Source organism: Pseudomonas sp. T8 (genome assembly GCF_024610635.1).
Classification (GTDB): Bacteria; Pseudomonadota; Gammaproteobacteria; order Pseudomonadales; family Pseudomonadaceae; genus Aquipseudomonas; species Aquipseudomonas chlororaphis_I.
In genome coordinates this window covers 4,161,718-4,178,053 of the sequence record NZ_CP102374.1, presented here as the reverse complement: position 1 = coordinate 4,178,053, position 16,336 = coordinate 4,161,718, and the positions used below count along the sequence as shown (strand labels likewise).

Below are 16,336 nucleotides of genomic sequence, written 5' to 3'. Positions count from 1 at the left end.
GGACGTTCAGGGTGAATGGGTGATGTCAGCCATATCGTCCACGGCGAGCGCACCGGTTTCGGACGTCCCCAGCACCACGTAGGCGCTGCCGCAGAACAGCGAATTCAAGCGTTTCATATCGGCGATCAGTTCCAGGTGCAGCGAACTGGTCTCGATGCTCTGGACGATTTTACGTTGCAGGCGGCTGACATGGGCATGGGCCAGGCGACGTTCCTGAGCGCGAAAGCGGCGTTTTTCCCGCAGCAACTGCCGGGCGCTTTCCGGATCGGCGCTGAGAAACACCGAAAGCCCCAATCGCAGGTTGGCGATCAGCTGTTCATGCAGGCCGACCAGTTCCTCGATGCCGACTTCGGAAAAGGAGCGGCGCTGCGCGGTCTTCTGCTGCTGGATCTTGCGCAGCATGCGTTCGATCAGGTCGCTGGCCAGTTTCAGGTTGATCGCCAGTTCGATGATTTCGGCCCAGCGCCGGCTGTCCTGTTCGCTGAGGTCTTCCCGGGGCATCTGCGCCAGGTAGAGCTTGATCGCGTTATAGAGCACTTCGACGTCGTCGTTGAGGTTGCGCATTTCCTGGGTGATCGCGGTCTGCTTGCCGTGCAGCACATCGCGCACGGCTTCGAGCATGTTATCGATCAGGTCACCGATGCGCAGGGTTTCCCGCGCCGCGTTGGCCAGGGCCAGGCTGGGGGTGGCCAGGGCGGTCGGATCGAGGTGGCGAGGCTTGGCCCGGCCGTTGGTTTCCGGGCGCTCCGGCAGCAGCCAGGCGCAGACCTTGGCCATCGGCCCGACCGTCGGCAGCAGCACCAGGCAACGCAGGGTGTTGTAGAGCAGGTGGAAACCGATCACCACCTCTTGCGGGCTGAAGTCCAGGCTGTCCATCCAGTGGGCGAGCGGGTCGAGCACCGGAATGATCAGCAGCAGGCCGATCAGCTTGTACAGCAGGCTGCCCAGCGCCACCTGGCGGCCGGCGGCGTTCTGCATGTTGGTGCTGAGAAAGGCCAGCACCCCGCTGCCGATGTTGGCGCCGATCACCAGGCCGATGGCCACCGGCAGGCTGATCACGCCGGCTCCGGCCAGGGTCGCGGTAAGCAGCACGGCCGCCAGGCTGGAGTAGGAAATCATGGCGAACAGCGCACCCATCAGGGCATCGAGCAGGATGTCGCCGGTCAGCGAGGCGAACAGGACTTTCACGCCTTGGGCATGGGTGATGGGCGCGGCGGCTTCGACGATCAGTTGCAGTGCCAGGATGATCAGCCCCAGGCCGATCCCTACCCGCCCGAGCTGGCCGGCGCGGGTCTGTTTGCGCGACAGGAAGAAGATCACCCCGAGAAAGATCAGCAGCGGCGACAGCCAGGACAGGTCAAAGGTCAGCACCCGGGCCATCAGCGCGGTGCCGACGTCGGCGCCGAGCATGGTCGCCAGGGCGGGTGTCAGGGCCATCAGCCCCTGGCCGACGAACGAGGTGACCAGCATCGCCGTAGCGTTGCTGCTCTGGACCATGGCGGTGACCAGGATCCCGGCGATGAAGGCCAGCGGACGCTTGGCCATGTTCTGGCCGATCAGGTGACGCAGGTTCGAGCCATAGACCCGCAGGATGCCGGTGCGGACGATATGCGTGCCCCAGATCAGCAAGGCCACGGCGGAGAGCAAATTGAGCAGGGTGAGCATAACGGCCCCCTGTGGTGAATAGCGCCCCAGAGGGGCAAGTTAACGGTGCCGCGCGTCGTTCTACGTTCTGTACTTAAGCTGTAGTTGGCTAACGGTCTGTGCGCCAGCATCGCATAGCTGATGCGGCGATTGAAACAAAACTGTCATGAAAAAACGGCTTTTCGCGGATGTGAAAAAGGGGCTCGAAAGCCCCTTTTTCTGCTGCGCTCTCGGGTTATTGACCCGGGATGTCCTTGCGCAGTTTCACCGGGTCCTGCTGCTTTTTCTTTTTCGCGATGGCAGTGCGCATCTTGATGTTGATCGCCTCCACCGCCAGCGAGAAGGCCATGGCGAAGTAGACGTAGCCTTTTGGCACATGCACTTCGAACGCCTCGGCGATCAGTACGGTACCGACCACCAGCAGGAACGACAGCGCCAGCATCTTCAGCGACGGGTGCTTGTCGATGAACTCGCTGATGGTGCCCGAGGCCAGCATCATCACCAGCACCGCGACGATGATCGCCGCGACCATGACCGGCACATGGGAGACCATGCCGACGGCGGTGATCACCGAGTCCAGGGAGAACACGATGTCGATGATCGCGATCTGGATGATGGTGTAGAGGAAGTTGCCGCCCTTGCCGCTTGGTTCTTCCGCGGTTTCGTCCTCGCCTTCCAGGGCGTGGTACATCTCCTGGGAACTCTTCCAGAGCAGGAACAGGCCACCGAAGAACAGGATCAGGTCACGCCCGGAAATACCCTGGCCGAAGACCACGAACAGGTCGGCGGTCAGGCGCATGACCCAGGTGATCGACAGCAGCAGGAGGATCCGCGTGATCATGGCCAGCGCCAGGCCGAAAATCCGGGTCCGTGCCTGCATGTGTTTGGGCATGCGGCTGACCAGGATCGAGATCATGATGATGTTGTCGATACCCAGGACGATTTCCAGGGCGGTCAGGGTAAAGAAGGCAACCCAGATTTCCGGGTTGGTCAGCCATTCCATGTGTATTCCTTTGAGCGAGTGTTGTACCGCGCCAGTCGAGATTTCCGAGAACGAAGTCTAGCGGCCGACGCGGTGAGTCATTGCTTTTTATAGAGTGCTGAACAGCGGAAAAATCCCCATCAGCAAGGCGGCGAACATTATGCACAGGCAAACCAGTACTGCCCACTTGAGGGTGAAGCGCTGGTGATCGCCGAACTCGATACCGGCCAGGGCCACCAGCAGGTAGGTGGATGGTACCAGCGGGCTGAGCAAGTGGACGGGTTGGCCGACGATCGAGGCACGTGCCATTTCCACCGCGGTGATGCCGTAGTGACTGGCGGCCTCGGCGAGAACGGGCAGCACGCCGTAATAGAAGGCATCGTTGGACATGAAGAAGGTGAACGGCATGCTCACCAGCGCGGTGATCACCGCCAGGTACGGGCCCAGTGCATCCGGAATCACCGCCAGCAGGCTCTTCGACATGGCGTCGACCATGCCGGTACCGGACAGGATGCCAGTGAAGATACCGGCGGCGAAGATCAGCCCGACCACCGCCAGCACGCTGCCAGCGTGGGCCGCGACGCGGTCCTTCTGCTGTTGCAGGCACGGGTAGTTGACGATCATCGCGATACTGAAGGCCACCATGAACAGCACTGGCAGCGGCAACAGGCCGGCGATCAGTGCGCACATCAGGGCGAAGGTCAGTGCGCCGTTGAACCAGATCAGCTTCGGACGGCGGGCGTCCGGGAACTGCGAAACGCTGATTTCACTGTGGTCGATCTCGTCGCCCTGCAGGTGCAGTTCACCCAGGCGCGCACGTTCGCGCTTGCCGTACATATAGGCGATCGCCAGGATCGCCACCACGCCGGCCAGCATCGCCGGGATCATCGGCACGAAGATGTCCGACGGGTCGACATGCAGCGCACTGGCGGCACGGGCGGTCGGGCCACCCCAGGGAGTCATGTTCATCACGCCGCCGGCCAGGATGATCAGGCCGGCCATGATCCGCGGGCTCATGCCGATGCGGCTGTACAGCGGCAGCATGGCCGCCACGCAGATCATGTAGGTGGTGGCGCCGTCGCCGTCCAGGGACACCACCAGCGCGAGCACGGCGGTACCGACCGAGACCTTGAGCGGGTCACCCTTGACCAGCTTGAGGATCTTGCGCACGGCCGGGTCGAACAGGCCGGAGTCGATCATCAGGGCGAAATACAGGATGGCGAACATCAGCATCACGCCGGTCGGTGCCAGCTTGGTGATGCCTTCGAGCATCATCGGGCCGATCTTCGGGGCGAAGCCGCCGAACAGCGCGAACAGGATAGGAACGATGATCAGGGCGATCAGCGCGGACAGGCGCTTGGTCATGATCAGGAACATGAAGGTGATGACCATGGCGAAGCCAAGGAAAGTCAGCATGGGAATACTCCAGGCGTAGCGCGGCTAGGGAATGGCAAACCGGTTGGGGTCAGCGCAGAACGGGAAGCGCGGGACGTGGAGGAAGCGGGGCGAAAAGGCGGGTACGAACGGACATCAGAATCACCATTGTTGTTGTTAATTGGGCCTGGAGGCGCGAAAACGCCCAATGGCCAACCGGTCTGTTGCCGGCAGTGGAGGCGATCCTAATCGCGGAAGCTTTCAGCTACCTTTCGTTGTAGAAAGCAATGATCAGATGCGTCGCAAGCCGACGTGCGGTTAAAAAACAACCAGATCGGCCTGCTGACGGAGTTTTCCGCTGCCATTCGATGGGAGGTCCTTGTATGAGCCTGTTGCATACCGGCGGTTGCCATTGCGGCCAGCTGCGTTATCAGTTCAGCGGGCCGTTGCGCGATATCGCCCATTGCCATTGTTCGATCTGCCGACGGGTCAGCGGCGGCCTGGTGACCACCTGGATCACCCTGCCCCGCCCGGCTTTCCAGTGGCTGGCCGGGACGCCGGCGTGTTACCACTCCTCACCCGGCTGTGCGCGGTACTTCTGCCCGAACTGCGGTGCCCATCTGGCGCTGATCACACAACTGAGCCCGGACAGCATCGATGTGACCATCGCTACCCTGGATCATCCGGAACTGGCGCCGGCCGAGCGGCATATCTGGACCGACAGCCGTTTGCCCTGGCTGCACCTGGATGAGCAGCTGCCGGGAGAGGCCGAGGAGACGTTGTAAGGTTGCGGGATCGCTTCGCGGGCCAGCTATGAAGGAGGCTGGCCCGCGATGCGGGATCAGGGCAGTTCCAGCCCGCCCGCGGCCTTGTGCAAGGCCCGCAGGTGTTCGCCCAGCTGTTTCAGGTTGGCTTCGTTGGCGGCGATTTCGGCGGCGCGGTTCGGCTCCAGCAAGGCCCGTACTTCCTTGTCCAGATCGCCGGTCAGGGCCTGCAGCTGTTTCTGGCGCAGGCTGCTTTCCGACTCCAGGCGTTGCCATTCGCTTGGCTGCGGCAAGCCATAGCCGCTGCTACCGAGCAACTCGGCCGGGCGACTGAGGAAGCCGCTGTTGGCGAGGATTTCCTGCAGGGTCTTGTTGGCCTTGTCCATGCCGCCGTTCTGCAGGTCGCGAGCGCCCAGATAACGCTGCTTGACCTCGTCCTGGGCCAGCAGCAGCTGGCGCCGGAAGCTTGCCTGTTCGAGCAGCAGCAAGGCAGCACTGGTGCGCAGGTCTGCCTGGTCGAACCACTGGCGGCGCTGCGCGGCGCTCAGGGACAGCCAGTCTTCGACGCTGTTCTGTTTGATCGGCAGATGCTTTTTCAACACTTCGAACATCGCCTGGTAACGGTCGCGGAAAGAGTCGAAGCGATACCCCAGGCGCAAGGCTTCGCGAGGGTCGTCCAGCACGCTGGTGTCGGCCAGGCCACGGCCCTTGAGCACTTCCAGCAGGCCGTTGGGCATGATGCTGTCGAGCCCGGTGAGCTGGGCATTGTTGCTGCCGCTGCGCAGCAGCTTCAGGCTTTCCACGGCGCAGTTGTTGGACAGGAAGTAATAGTTGCCGTCGTAGCTCCAGTGCATCTCGGCGGCGCGTTCGACCACCTCTTCGATCTCGCTGCGCGAGAGGTTCAGCGGCACCGAAGCCAGGCTGCGCAACTCGGTCTTGGTGTATTCATCGATGACCTGGGCCAACGGCAGGATAAACAGGCGGGACGGGTATTTGCCGACCAGGCCGTCCCAGCTCGACAGCTGCACGTCACCGACAAAGGCGCGGTAGGACAGCACCAGGTGCTGCTCGAGGTCCAGCCGGCAATCCGGCCCGCGTGGCCGGCCAGGTGCACAGATCACCAGGCGCAACATGCTGTGCCCCCAGCGGCTGACCCAGTTCTGGTTGGCTTCGGCCAGCAGGTAATCCACGGCGTAGACCCGCTCCGGGTCGACCTTGCCCAGCGGCTGCTTGGCGAAGTCGTTGCCGGCATTGAGGAAGGCGAAGGATTGGGTGCAGGTGTCCTTGGCCTTCGGCGCCCAGCCGAAATGCTCCTGGTAATAACGGTACAGCGCTGGCCGGCGGCAGGCGTAGCTCGGGTCCAGGAGGAAGTACTCCATGTTCACCGCGACGAACTCTTTCGGGTTGGTCGTTTCGTAGATATCCGGGCTGCGGGCGATCTGGCGGTTGTACTGCTCGCGTTCGCCGCGGCGGCCGACGTATTGCGGCCAGCCGGCGAGGTCGAGCAGGCGCGGGTCGTCGCTGAGGGTGAAGCGGCGCGCGGTCTGGCCGCGGCACTGGTCCGGCAGCCCGATCAGGCCCGAGGCACTGTTCTGGCGGCTGCAACGCTGGATCAGCGTGCGCTCGGCGCCAGGCCACAGGCGCGAACGGTCATAAATGTGGGTGAGTTCGTGCAGCACGGTGGCGAGCATTTCCCGGCGCACGGTGCCATGGGGGCGATGGGTTTTCTGGGTGGCCGCGCTGCCGTCGGTGAGGCTGGCCAGCAGCTTGCGATTCAGGTCGAGTTCGTCGACCAGCGCTGCCTGGCCGTAGGCGTTGTGAGGCATGTCGTCGGTCCAGCCGACATCGATGCGACGGTCCAGTTGTTCGATGAAGCGCGGCGGCAGCGCTTGCATCGCTTCATCCAGCAGCGCCTGGCTGGCGTGCTGCTGCTCCGGGCTCAAGCCTTCGGTCTTGAGCCGCAGTTGCAGGTCGGCCTGAGCGCTGTTGCCCAAGAGTAACAGCGCTGCACCCAGCAGCCAGGCAGCGAGCGGCCTCACAGTGCGAGGATGGCTTCGGCGAGCACCTGATCACTGGCGTCGCGGGCTTCCGGCACGCGGTTACGCAAGGTATCGAAGGCGGCCTCCAGCTGGGCGCCACGAATATCGCCGTCGCTGGCGACGAAGCTGGCGGCGTCGTCATGGGCGGCACGCACGATTTTCGAGTCGCGGATGGAGGTGGTGGTGTCCGAGGTGAAATCGATGGTACGACCAAAGGCTCGAACGATGATGTTACTGGTGGCTACCAGGGTTTGTGCCTGGGCCACATCAGCCAACAGCAACAGGCCAAGGGTGGCAGCAATCAGCGGGCTACGCATGGAACGACTCCGGGATGACAGGGATAGTTATTGGACGAGAATTGCCTGCGCCAGTTCAAGGTCGCCGACATGAAGTTGTGGCTGGGTTTTACGCAGGTATTTCAGGGCTGATTCCAGCCGGGCTCCGCGCAGGTGGCCGTCAGTGGCGACGAACGCCGCGGCATCATCCTGGGCAGCCAGTACGCGTTTGTTGTCGAAAGGCGCGGAGGTCACCTTGCTGGTGGCGTAGCCAGTGATGACCAGGCCTTGTGTGCTCAAGTCGAAAGCAGCCGCCGAGCCTGTCCAGCAAACGGCAATCAACGAAGGGACGGTAAGCAGGGATCTGAAAAAACGCATGAGTCTCGACAGCTGAAAAACCAGCGGCAAGGCTAGCGCAATGCCCGGGCGAGAGCCAGCGCCCAGGGTTTCGGGTGCGTTGGGCGCACCCGTCGCCGGACCGGTGTCAGATCGTCAGGATGGCCTGAGCGAGCTGGGCGTCAGTAGCGCTCAGTTGTGGCAACTGTTGGCGGATGTGGTCAAACGCGCTTTCCAGCTTCACTCCACGAATGGCGCCTTCGGTGGCGACAAAACTGGCGGCGTCGTCACGAGCGGCGCGCACGATTTTGTCGTCACGGAACGAGGATGTGACGTCGGAAGTCGCATCGGAAGTGGCCTTGAGTGCGCCGACAACCGCATCGGTGGTGACGATAAAGCTGGAGGCGTGGGCGTTGGAGGCCAAGGCCAGCAAGGCAGCAGCGCTGAGCAGGCGAAGACGGGACATAGGTAAAACTCCTTGATAACAGATAGGGTGGTGCTGAGTGGGCACCGGGTAGTCACTGTGGGGCAGATGAATCAGACGCCCCTTCAGGAAAATCGCTACACGCTACTGGATATTAGGCCCACCCCATCTGTTCGAATAGCCCTCTTCTGCTGTCTTGGCGCGAACTAGCGCCAGAAGGGTTTCTCCAGTTCAGCCATGCGGTCGCTATGGCTGATGCCTACATCGGACAATTGCTGATCGTTGAGCCCTGCCAGTACGCGGCGTGTCCGGGCGTTCTGTTGCATTTGGCACAAGGCGCGGTACAAGCGTTTCCACGCGCTTATCTGAGGATGGGAGAAGCTGAGAGGTGCGATACGTCCTGGTATGTGGTTCATGGTGCGGTCCTTTCGGCAGGCCGAAGTCAGGGACTTGGGACACCATGTTGCTATTCACGCAGGCTCGTATACAGATACAACAGTGTGAAATTGTACTGGTCCAGTTTTATTTATATTTAAACTGTACCTGTCTGGCCATACCCTTTCTGTACCGGCTCTTCCCAGTATTGCCAGGCCTAAAACGACAAAACCCGTCGCAGTTGCCCGCGACGGGTTTTGTTTTTTCAATTCGGGGTGCTGGCGGTGGACCCGGTGGGTCAGGGCCAGCGACGCTAACTTAGCGCCAGAACGGCTTGCTCAGCTCTTCGTAGCGTTGAGCTTCGCTGATACCTGCGTCAGCCAGCAGACGCGAATCCAGGCGAGCCAGTTGGTGGCGGCTGGAGATGCGGCGCTGCCACAACATCAGGTTGGCGAGAACGCGCAGAGGCAGGGAGGCCTGGGTTTTTGCAGCTTTGTCTTCGAAGAACAGTTCGGAACTGAGTGTACGTTCCATGGTGTGCATCCTTCCGCTTGTGGCGGGATTAGGTAGTGGTTTAACTGGAGCCCATGATCCTCCTCTCGCGCCAGTCTCTGTAGATACAGTTCATCTGTATTGTGAGGGACCAGTTAACTGTTTATAGGTGCTGTACTGTTCGGAAATGATGCAACTGTACCTATCAGCACCATTTAGGTGCGTTTCAGGACGTTTTCTTGAAAAAGGTGGGGTTTTGAGGGGGTAAAACACCAGTACAGCAGTACAGTTTTTGACAAGTGTTTAAGGGCTGTCGATGAGCTGACGCAACTGTGCTTGCGTCAGCCATCGACTGTACCCATCACACAGCGAGCATGCGCCCGGTTTCTTCCAGGTTCATGTGCCAGCGCAGGGCATCGCGCAGGATGTGCGGCGTGTGGCCGCCCAGGGCGCAGGCGGCGGTGAAGTAGTCATTCAGGGGCTGGCGATAGTCCGGGTGTACACAGTTGTCGATGATCACCCGGGCCCGCTCCCGTGGCGCCAGGCCACGCAGGTCGGCCAGGCCGACTTCGGTCACCAGGATGTCGACGTCGTGTTCGGTATGGTCGACGTGGCTGACCATCGGCACCACGCTGGAAATCGCCCCGCCCTTGGCAATGGACTTGGTGACGAAGATCGCCAGGTGCGCGTTGCGCGCGAAGTCACCCGAACCGCCGATGCCGTTCATCATCCGCGTGCCGCAGACGTGGGTGGAATTGACGTTGCCGTAGATGTCGAACTCCAGGGCGGTGTTGATGCCGATGATGCCCAGGCGACGCACCACTTCCGGATGGTTGGAGATCTCCTGCGGGCGCAGCACTAGCTTGTCCTTGTAACGCTCCAGGTTGCCGAACACATCGGCATTGCGCCGGCTCGACAGGGTGATCGAGCTGCCCGAAGCGAAGCTCAGCTTGCCGGCGTCGATCAGGTCGAAAGTCGAATCCTGCAGCACTTCGGAGTACATGGTCAGGTCTTCGAACGGCGACTCGATCAGGCCGCACATCACCGCGTTGGCGATATTGCCAATACCCGCCTGCAGCGGGCCGAGCTTGTTGCTCATGCGCCCAGCGTCCACTTCCTGCTTGAAGAAGTTGATCAGGTGATTGGCGATCCCCTGGGTTTCGCTGTCTGGCGTCGAAACAGTGGATGGCGAGTCCGCCTGGTTGGTGATGACGATAGCGACGATCTTCTCCGCCGGGATCGGGATGGCGGTGCTGCCGATACGGTCGTCGACCTTCACTAGCGGGATGGGCGTGCGGGTCGGCCGGTAGGTCGGGATATAGATGTCGTGCAGACCTTCCAGGTTCGGGTTGTGCGCCAGGTTGATCTCGACGATCACGTGCTTGGCGAAGATCGCGAAACTGGCGGAGTTGCCCACCGAGGTGGTCGGCACGATATGGCCTTGCTCGGTGATCGCCACGGCTTCGATGACGGCGATGTCCGGCAGCTTGAGCTGCTGGTTGCGCAGCTGTTCCACTGTTTCCGACAGGTGCTGGTCGATGAACATCACCTCGCCGGCATTGATCGCCTTGCGCAGGGTGCTGTCGACCTGGAACGGCATGCGTCGGGCCAGGACACCGGCCTCGGTCAGTTGCTTGTCGAGGTCGTTGCCCAGGCTGGCGCCGGTCATCAGGCTGATTTTCAGTGGGGTTACCTTGGCGCGCTCGGCCAATGCATGGGGCACGGCCTTGGCTTCGCCGGCGCGGGTGAAGCCGCTCATGCCGACGGTCATGCCGTCCTGAATCAGAGCGGCAGCGTCGGCGGCGCTCATCACCTTATCCAACAACGAAGGCAAGCGGATACGATCACGGTACATGGATTGTTATCTCGGGCAGCGGAAGCAAGATGCGCAGTCTAGTGATTTCAAAAAAATTCGTCCCGCTACCAAGGTCGAATGAAAGGCCGCGATTTAGAGCCTTTTGTCGGGTTTGTGCGGGAAATAAAAAACCCCAGCCTACTAAAGGCTGAGGTCTTGGGTGTTGCGCTGGAGCAGGGTTTACTCGACGGCTTTGACCATGTCTTCGATGACTTTCTTGGCGTCGCCGAACACCATCATGGTCTTGTCCAGGTAGAACAGTTCGTTGTCCAGGCCGGCATAACCGCTGGCCATCGAACGCTTGTTGACGATGACGGTCTTGGCCTTGAACGCCTCGAGAATCGGCATGCCGGCGATCGGCGATTTCGGATCGTTCTTCGCCGCCGGGTTGACCACGTCGTTGGCGCCGAGCACCAGCACCACGTCGGCCTGGCCGAACTCGGAGTTGATGTCTTCCATCTCGAACACCTGGTCGTACGGCACTTCGGCCTCGGCCAGCAGTACGTTCATGTGGCCGGGCATGCGCCCTGCTACCGGGTGGATCGCGTACTTCACGGTCACGCCACGGTGTACCAGTTTCTCGGTCAGCTCTTTCAGCGCGTGCTGGGCCCGCGCGACCGCCAGGCCGTAACCCGGAACGATGATCACGGTGTCGGCGTTGGTCAGCAGGAAGGTGGCGTCGTCGGCCGAGCCGGACTTCACCGGGCGGGCTTCTTGCGCGCCCGCCGGGCCGCCAGCGTCTGCAGTGTTGCCGAAGCCGCCAAGCAGTACGTTGAAGAACGAACGGTTCATCGCCTTGCACATGATGTACGACAGGATCGCACCGGACGAACCCACCAGGGAGCCGGCGATAATCAGCATCGAGTTGTTCAGCGAGAAGCCGATCCCCGCCGCTGCCCAGCCCGAGTAGCTGTTGAGCATCGACACCACCACCGGCATGTCGGCGCCGCCGATCGGGATGATGATCAGCACGCCCAGCACGAAGGCCAGGACCAGCATCAGGGCGAAGGCGCTGAGATTGCCGGTGAACATGAAGGTCACGCCCAGGCCCAGGGTCGCCAGGCCGAGAATCAGGTTCAGTTTGTGTTGGCCGCCGAACTGTACCGGTGCGCCCTGGAACAGGCGGAACTTGTACTTGCCCGACAGCTTGCCGAAGGCAATCACCGAACCGGAGAAGGTGATGGCACCGATGGCTGCGCCGAGGAACAGCTCCAGGCGGTTACCGGCCGGAATCGAATCCCCCAACTGCTGGACGATGCCCAGGGACTGCGGTTCGACCACGGCAGCAATGGCAATGAACACCGCCGCCAGACCGATCATGCTGTGCATGAAGGCCACCAGCTCCGGCATCTTGGTCATTTCCACGCGCTTGGCCATGATCGAACCGGCGGTGCCGCCGATCAGCAGGCCGACGATCACGTAGCCAATGCCAACGGTCGCCAGTTCCGCGCCGAGCTTGAACACCAGGCCGACGGTGGTGACGATCGCCAGGGCCATGCCGAGCATGCCGAACAGGTTGCCGCGACGCGAGGAGGTCGGGTGCGACAGGCCTTTGAGGGCCTGGATAAAGCAGATCGACGCGATCAGGTAGAGCGTCGTTACCAGATTCATGCTCATTACTTGGGCGCCTCTTCTTTTACGGCTTTCGGGGCTTTTTTCTTGAACATCTCAAGCATGCGGCGGGTTACCAGGAAGCCGCCGAACACGTTGACCGCGGCCAGGGCCACGGCCAGCGTGCCCATGGTCTTGCCCAGCGGCGTCACGGTCAGGGCGGCGGCCAGCATGGCGCCGACGATCACGATCGCCGAAATGGCGTTGGTTACCGCCATCAGCGGGGTGTGCAGTGCGGGTGTAACGTTCCAGACCACGTGATAACCGACATAAATCGCCAGCACGAAGATGATCAGGTTGTAGATACCGGGGGAGATAAGCTCTTCCATCGTCTGAATCCCTGCTTAGGCGTTTTTACGGATGACTTGGCCGTCGCGGCACATCAGGCACGCGGCGACGATGTCGTCTTCTAGGTTGACCTCGAACTGACCTTCTTTAGTGAAGACGAGCTTCAGGAAGTCCAGCAGGTTGCGGGCGTACAGCGCCGAGGCATCGGCAGCGACAGCACCGGCCAGGTTGGTCGGGCCGACAATGGTCACGCCATTTTCGACGACCACCTGATCCGCCACGGTCAGCGGGCAGTTGCCGCCCTGGGCCGCGGCGAGGTCGACGACCACCGAGCCTGGCTTCATCTGGGCCACGGTTTCGGCGCTCAGCAGCACTGGCGCCTTGCGGCCTGGAATCAGGGCGGTGGTGATCACGATGTCCGCCTGCTTGGCGCGTTCGTGCACGGCCTGGGCCTGGCGCTGCATCCAGCTGGCAGGCATCGGGCGCGCGTAACCACCGACACCGACGGCGCATTCGCGCTCTTCATCGGTCTCGTAAGGCACGTCGACGAACTTGGCCCCCAGGGATTCGATCTGTTCCTTGACCGCCGGACGCACGTCCGAGGCCTCGATCACCGCGCCCAGGCGCTTGGCGGTGGCGATGGCCTGCAGGCCGGCAACCCCGGCACCGAGAATCAGCACGCGAGCAGCTTTCACGGTGCCCGCGGCAGTCATCAGCATCGGCATGAAGCGCGGGTAATAGTGGGCAGCGAGCAGCACCGCCTTGTAACCGGCGATGTTGGCTTGCGAGGACAGCACATCCAGGCTCTGGGCCCGCGAGGTGCGTGGCGCTGCTTCCAGGGCAAAGGCGGTGATGCCGCATTCGGCCATCTTGGCAATGGTTTCATTGCTGAACGGATTGAGCATGCCCACCAGGACGGTGCCGCTTTTGATCAGGGCCAGCTCGCTGTCACTGGGAGCCACGACCTTGAGAATCAGCTCCGCGCCGAATGCATCGTTGGCGCTGCCAATGGTTGCACCTGCCGCTTCATAGGCACTGTCGACAACACTGGCGTTGATGCCGGCGCCGCTCTGCACAGTGACTTTATGACCCTGGCCGATCAGTTTCTTGATGGTTTCCGGGGTTGCAGCAACCCGTGTTTCACCCGTTTGGGTCTCGAGAGGAACACCAATGTGCACGTCAAATCTCCTGCTTGATCTTATTGCTTTCGATCTTTTCTAGAAGGCCAGCGCACTACGGATGGTGCAGCTGGGGCGGCCGATCAGCACGATCCCGCCAGAATCAAGGCGGGGCGCGGCATTTTGCAGGCGAACATTACGCCCTTCAAGGGATTATGAGGGGTGACGGAAAATTAACTACAAGTCACCCTGTGACCGAATGTCGCAAGGGTTGGGCTCAATCCCTTGTAAGTCGTGACCTGTAAGGATTTCGACGGAAAATAAAACAATTTTCATATTGCTCGCGTGAATGAGCGTTCATGACCCTCAAAAAGCCCTACAAGCCACGTGGTTAGGCGCTTGTAGGACGGTTGTCCCGCTTATCGATACAGTCTGTCTGAATGCGACATTTAGTTATATCTGTAGTGTTTGGTTTTTTCTGACTACGAAGTCAGCTTGTTGCCCTGCCCTGCTATTTCTCTAGGCTGTAGCTTTGTGCCTGCTCCACCAGCCAATCGCGAAAAGCCCGTAAAGACGCTGATTCCACCTTGCGCTCGGGAATCATCAGGTAATACGCCTTGATGCTCGCCAGGGCTTCGGGGTTGGCGATCACCAGGCGCTTTTCCCTCAGCTCCCGTTGAATAAGGAATGGCGGGATCAGGGCGATGCCCATGTCGTGCATGGCGGCCTGCGCCAGCATGGAGAATAGTTCGTAACGCGGGCCTGTCATGTCCCGCGGGATATTCAGGTGCTGTGAGTTGAACCATTGCCGCCAGGCATAGGGGCGCGTGGTCTGCTGCAGCAGCGGCAGCTCGGCGATTTCTTCGGCACTTAGCCGGGTGCGGTTACCCAGGGTCGCGGGGCTGCACACCGGCATTGGGTTTTCTCCCATCAGGCGATGGGATTGGGTGCCCGACCAGTCGGCATCGCCAAAGTAAATCGCGGCGTCGAAGTCGGTATCGGCGAACAGGAAAGGCCGGGTGCGGTTGGTCAGGTTGACCGTGACTTCCGGGTGTCGCTGCTGAAAATCCTTGAGTCGGGGCAGCAGCCATTGGGTGCCAAAGGTCGGGACCACCGCCAGCTCGATGACGTTGGCGCCCTGCTGGCCCATGACGGAAAGCGTGTCGCGCTCCACCGCGTCCAGTTGGGTGGCCACGCGGCGGCTGTAGGAGAGCCCGGCTTCGGTCAGCTTGACGCCGCGCCGGGACCGGCGGAACAGCTCGACCCCGAGAAACTCTTCCAGGCTGGCGATCTGTCGGCAAATTGCGCCCTGGGTTAGCGAAAGCTCCTGCGCCGCCTTGGTAAAGCTCTCGTGGCGTGCGGCGGCTTCGAAGCTGATCAGGGCGGCTGTGCTGGGGATCTTTCTGCGCATGTACGGCAATCTCACTAATGGAATCGCTAAAAGCCACTTACGGCTGTTACGGAGTGAGAAATTAGCACAACAGTATGCGAAATCCTCGTTTGCCGCGCCCGGCAAGCCGGCCTAGGATCAACCCACGAACGTTGACCTACTTCACGAGGACTCACTCATGGGCGGTAAAGCAAGCTTCAACTGGATCGATCCCCTTCTGCTGGATCAACAGCTCACTGAAGAAGAGCGCATGGTGCGCGACAGTGCCGAGCAATTCGCTCAGGGCAAGCTGGCGCCGCGTGTGCTCGAAGCTTTCCGTCATGAAAAGACCGACCCGGCGATCTTCCGCGAAATGGGCGAAGTCGGCCTGCTGGGTGCCACCATTCCCGAGCAGTACGGTGGCAGCGGCCTGAACTATGTCTGCTACGGCCTGATTGCCCGTGAAGTGGAGCGTGTGGATTCCGGCTACCGCTCGATGATGAGCGTGCAGTCCTCCCTGGTGATGGTGCCGATCAACGAATTTGGTACCGAAGCCCAGAAGCAGAAGTATTTGCCGAAACTGGCTTCTGGCGAGTGGATCGGCTGCTTTGGTCTGACCGAACCCAACCATGGTTCCGACCCGGGCGCGATGGTTACCCGTGCTCGCAAGGTGGACGGCGGTTACAGCCTGACTGGCAGCAAGATGTGGATCACCAACAGTCCGATCGCTGATGTGTTTGTGGTGTGGGCCAAGGACGATGCTGGCGATATCCGCGGCTTCGTGCTGGAAAAAGGCTGGAAAGGTCTGAGTGCTCCGGCGATTCACGGCAAGGTCGGCCTGCGCGCTTCCATCACCGGCGAAATCGTCATGGACAACGTCTTTGTTCCGGAAGAGAACATCTTCCCGGACGTGCGTGGCCTGAAAGGTCCGTTCACCTGCCTGAACTCTGCCCGCTACGGCATTTCCTGGGGCGCTCTGGGTGCGGCCGAATTCTGCTGGCACACCGCTCGCCAATACACCCTGGATCGTCAGCAATTCGGTCGCCCGCTAGCGGCTACCCAACTGATCCAGAAAAAACTGGCAGACATGCAGACCGAGATCACCCTCGCCCTCCAAGGCTGCCTGCGTCTGGGCCGGATGAAGGATGAAGGCACGGCGGCGGTTGAAATCACCTCGATCATGAAGCGCAACTCCTGCGGCAAATCTCTGGACATCGCTCGCATGGCCCGCGACATGCTGGGGGGTAACGGCATCTCCGACGAGTTCGGCATCGCCCGTCACCTGGTCAACCTGGAAGTGGTGAATACCTACGAAGGGACCCATGACGTCCATGCCCTGATCCTGGGGCGCGCGCAGACCGGCATCCAGGCGTTCTACTAATAGGAGAGC

At 61.3% G+C, this 16,336-nt stretch carries 16 protein-coding genes; 2 read left to right on the top strand and 14 right to left on the bottom strand.

The window, feature by feature from the left end:
* Nucleotides 1-6 precede the first annotated feature (6 nt).
* The 3 genes from NRG23_RS18660 to NRG23_RS18650 form a co-directional block, all read right to left on the bottom strand.
* A complete protein-coding gene (locus NRG23_RS18660) occupies nucleotides 7-1,665 on the bottom strand; it encodes a Na/Pi cotransporter family protein (protein WP_009046296.1) in 1,659 nt (552 codons plus the stop codon).
* 214 nt (nucleotides 1,666-1,879) lie between these two features.
* Nucleotides 1,880-2,647, bottom strand: coding sequence for a TerC family protein (locus NRG23_RS18655; RefSeq protein WP_009046297.1), 768 nt, complete (start codon nucleotides 2,645-2,647; stop codon nucleotides 1,880-1,882).
* A gap of 87 nt (nucleotides 2,648-2,734) precedes the next feature.
* A complete protein-coding gene (locus tag NRG23_RS18650; protein ID WP_007924260.1) occupies nucleotides 2,735-4,042 on the bottom strand; it encodes a CitMHS family transporter in 1,308 nt (435 codons plus the stop codon).
* A gap of 341 nt (nucleotides 4,043-4,383) precedes the next feature.
* Between NRG23_RS18650 and NRG23_RS18645 the strand changes: the two genes are divergently transcribed.
* On the top strand, nucleotides 4,384-4,785 hold the full coding sequence (locus tag NRG23_RS18645) for a GFA family protein (RefSeq protein WP_009046298.1): 402 nt from the start codon (nucleotides 4,384-4,386) through the stop codon (nucleotides 4,783-4,785).
* A gap of 56 nt (nucleotides 4,786-4,841) precedes the next feature.
* Here NRG23_RS18645 and NRG23_RS18640 read toward each other — a convergent pair whose 3' ends face one another.
* The 11 genes from NRG23_RS18640 to NRG23_RS18590 all read right to left on the bottom strand — a co-directional run bounded on the left by NRG23_RS18640 (nucleotide 4,842) and on the right by NRG23_RS18590 (nucleotide 14,988).
* Nucleotides 4,842-6,803, bottom strand: a complete 1,962-nt coding sequence (locus NRG23_RS18640) for a DUF4105 domain-containing protein (protein WP_257371615.1) — start codon at nucleotides 6,801-6,803, stop codon at nucleotides 4,842-4,844.
* Nucleotides 6,800-7,120, bottom strand: a complete 321-nt coding sequence (locus NRG23_RS18635) for a DUF2388 domain-containing protein (RefSeq protein ID WP_009046300.1) — start codon at nucleotides 7,118-7,120, stop codon at nucleotides 6,800-6,802. The genes NRG23_RS18640 and NRG23_RS18635 overlap by 4 nt, the downstream gene beginning before the upstream one ends.
* 27 nt (nucleotides 7,121-7,147) lie before the next feature.
* Complete coding sequence (locus tag NRG23_RS18630; protein WP_009046301.1) at nucleotides 7,148-7,456, bottom strand: DUF2388 domain-containing protein; 309 nt, start codon at nucleotides 7,454-7,456, stop codon at nucleotides 7,148-7,150.
* 106 nt (nucleotides 7,457-7,562) lie between these two features.
* Entirely contained in the window at nucleotides 7,563-7,880 is a 318-nt protein-coding gene (locus NRG23_RS18625) for a DUF2388 domain-containing protein (protein WP_009046302.1), read from the bottom strand.
* A gap of 164 nt (nucleotides 7,881-8,044) precedes the next feature.
* Nucleotides 8,045-8,164, bottom strand: a complete 120-nt coding sequence (locus NRG23_RS32885) for a DUF1127 domain-containing protein (RefSeq protein ID WP_373922263.1) — start codon at nucleotides 8,162-8,164, stop codon at nucleotides 8,045-8,047.
* A gap of 367 nt (nucleotides 8,165-8,531) precedes the next feature.
* Entirely contained in the window at nucleotides 8,532-8,747 is a 216-nt protein-coding gene (locus NRG23_RS18615; protein WP_007924247.1) for a DUF1127 domain-containing protein, read from the bottom strand.
* A gap of 319 nt (nucleotides 8,748-9,066) precedes the next feature.
* Nucleotides 9,067-10,560 (bottom strand): acetyl-CoA hydrolase/transferase family protein, encoded by a 1,494-nt coding sequence (locus NRG23_RS18610; RefSeq protein WP_009046303.1) that lies wholly within the window; start codon nucleotides 10,558-10,560, stop codon nucleotides 9,067-9,069.
* 180 nt (nucleotides 10,561-10,740) lie between these two features.
* A complete protein-coding gene (locus NRG23_RS18605) occupies nucleotides 10,741-12,177 on the bottom strand; it encodes an NAD(P)(+) transhydrogenase (Re/Si-specific) subunit beta (protein ID WP_106696173.1) in 1,437 nt (478 codons plus the stop codon).
* Complete coding sequence (locus tag NRG23_RS18600; protein WP_003187010.1) at nucleotides 12,177-12,500, bottom strand: NAD(P) transhydrogenase subunit alpha; 324 nt, start codon at nucleotides 12,498-12,500, stop codon at nucleotides 12,177-12,179. Before NRG23_RS18600 ends, NRG23_RS18605 begins: the two co-directional genes overlap by 1 nt.
* 15 nt (nucleotides 12,501-12,515) lie before the next feature.
* On the bottom strand, nucleotides 12,516-13,637 hold the full coding sequence (locus tag NRG23_RS18595; protein WP_016703895.1) for a Re/Si-specific NAD(P)(+) transhydrogenase subunit alpha: 1,122 nt from the start codon (nucleotides 13,635-13,637) through the stop codon (nucleotides 12,516-12,518).
* A gap of 451 nt (nucleotides 13,638-14,088) precedes the next feature.
* The gene (locus NRG23_RS18590) at nucleotides 14,089-14,988 is read right to left on the bottom strand and encodes a LysR family transcriptional regulator (protein WP_009046306.1); all 900 of its coding nucleotides are present in this window, start codon (nucleotides 14,986-14,988) and stop codon (nucleotides 14,089-14,091) included.
* A 157-nt stretch (nucleotides 14,989-15,145) separates the two neighbouring features.
* Between NRG23_RS18590 and NRG23_RS18585 the strand changes: the two genes are divergently transcribed.
* Nucleotides 15,146-16,327: an acyl-CoA dehydrogenase gene (locus NRG23_RS18585; protein ID WP_009046307.1), complete on the top strand. Its 1,182-nt coding sequence runs from the start codon at nucleotides 15,146-15,148 to the stop codon at nucleotides 16,325-16,327.
* Nucleotides 16,328-16,336 lie beyond the last annotated feature (9 nt).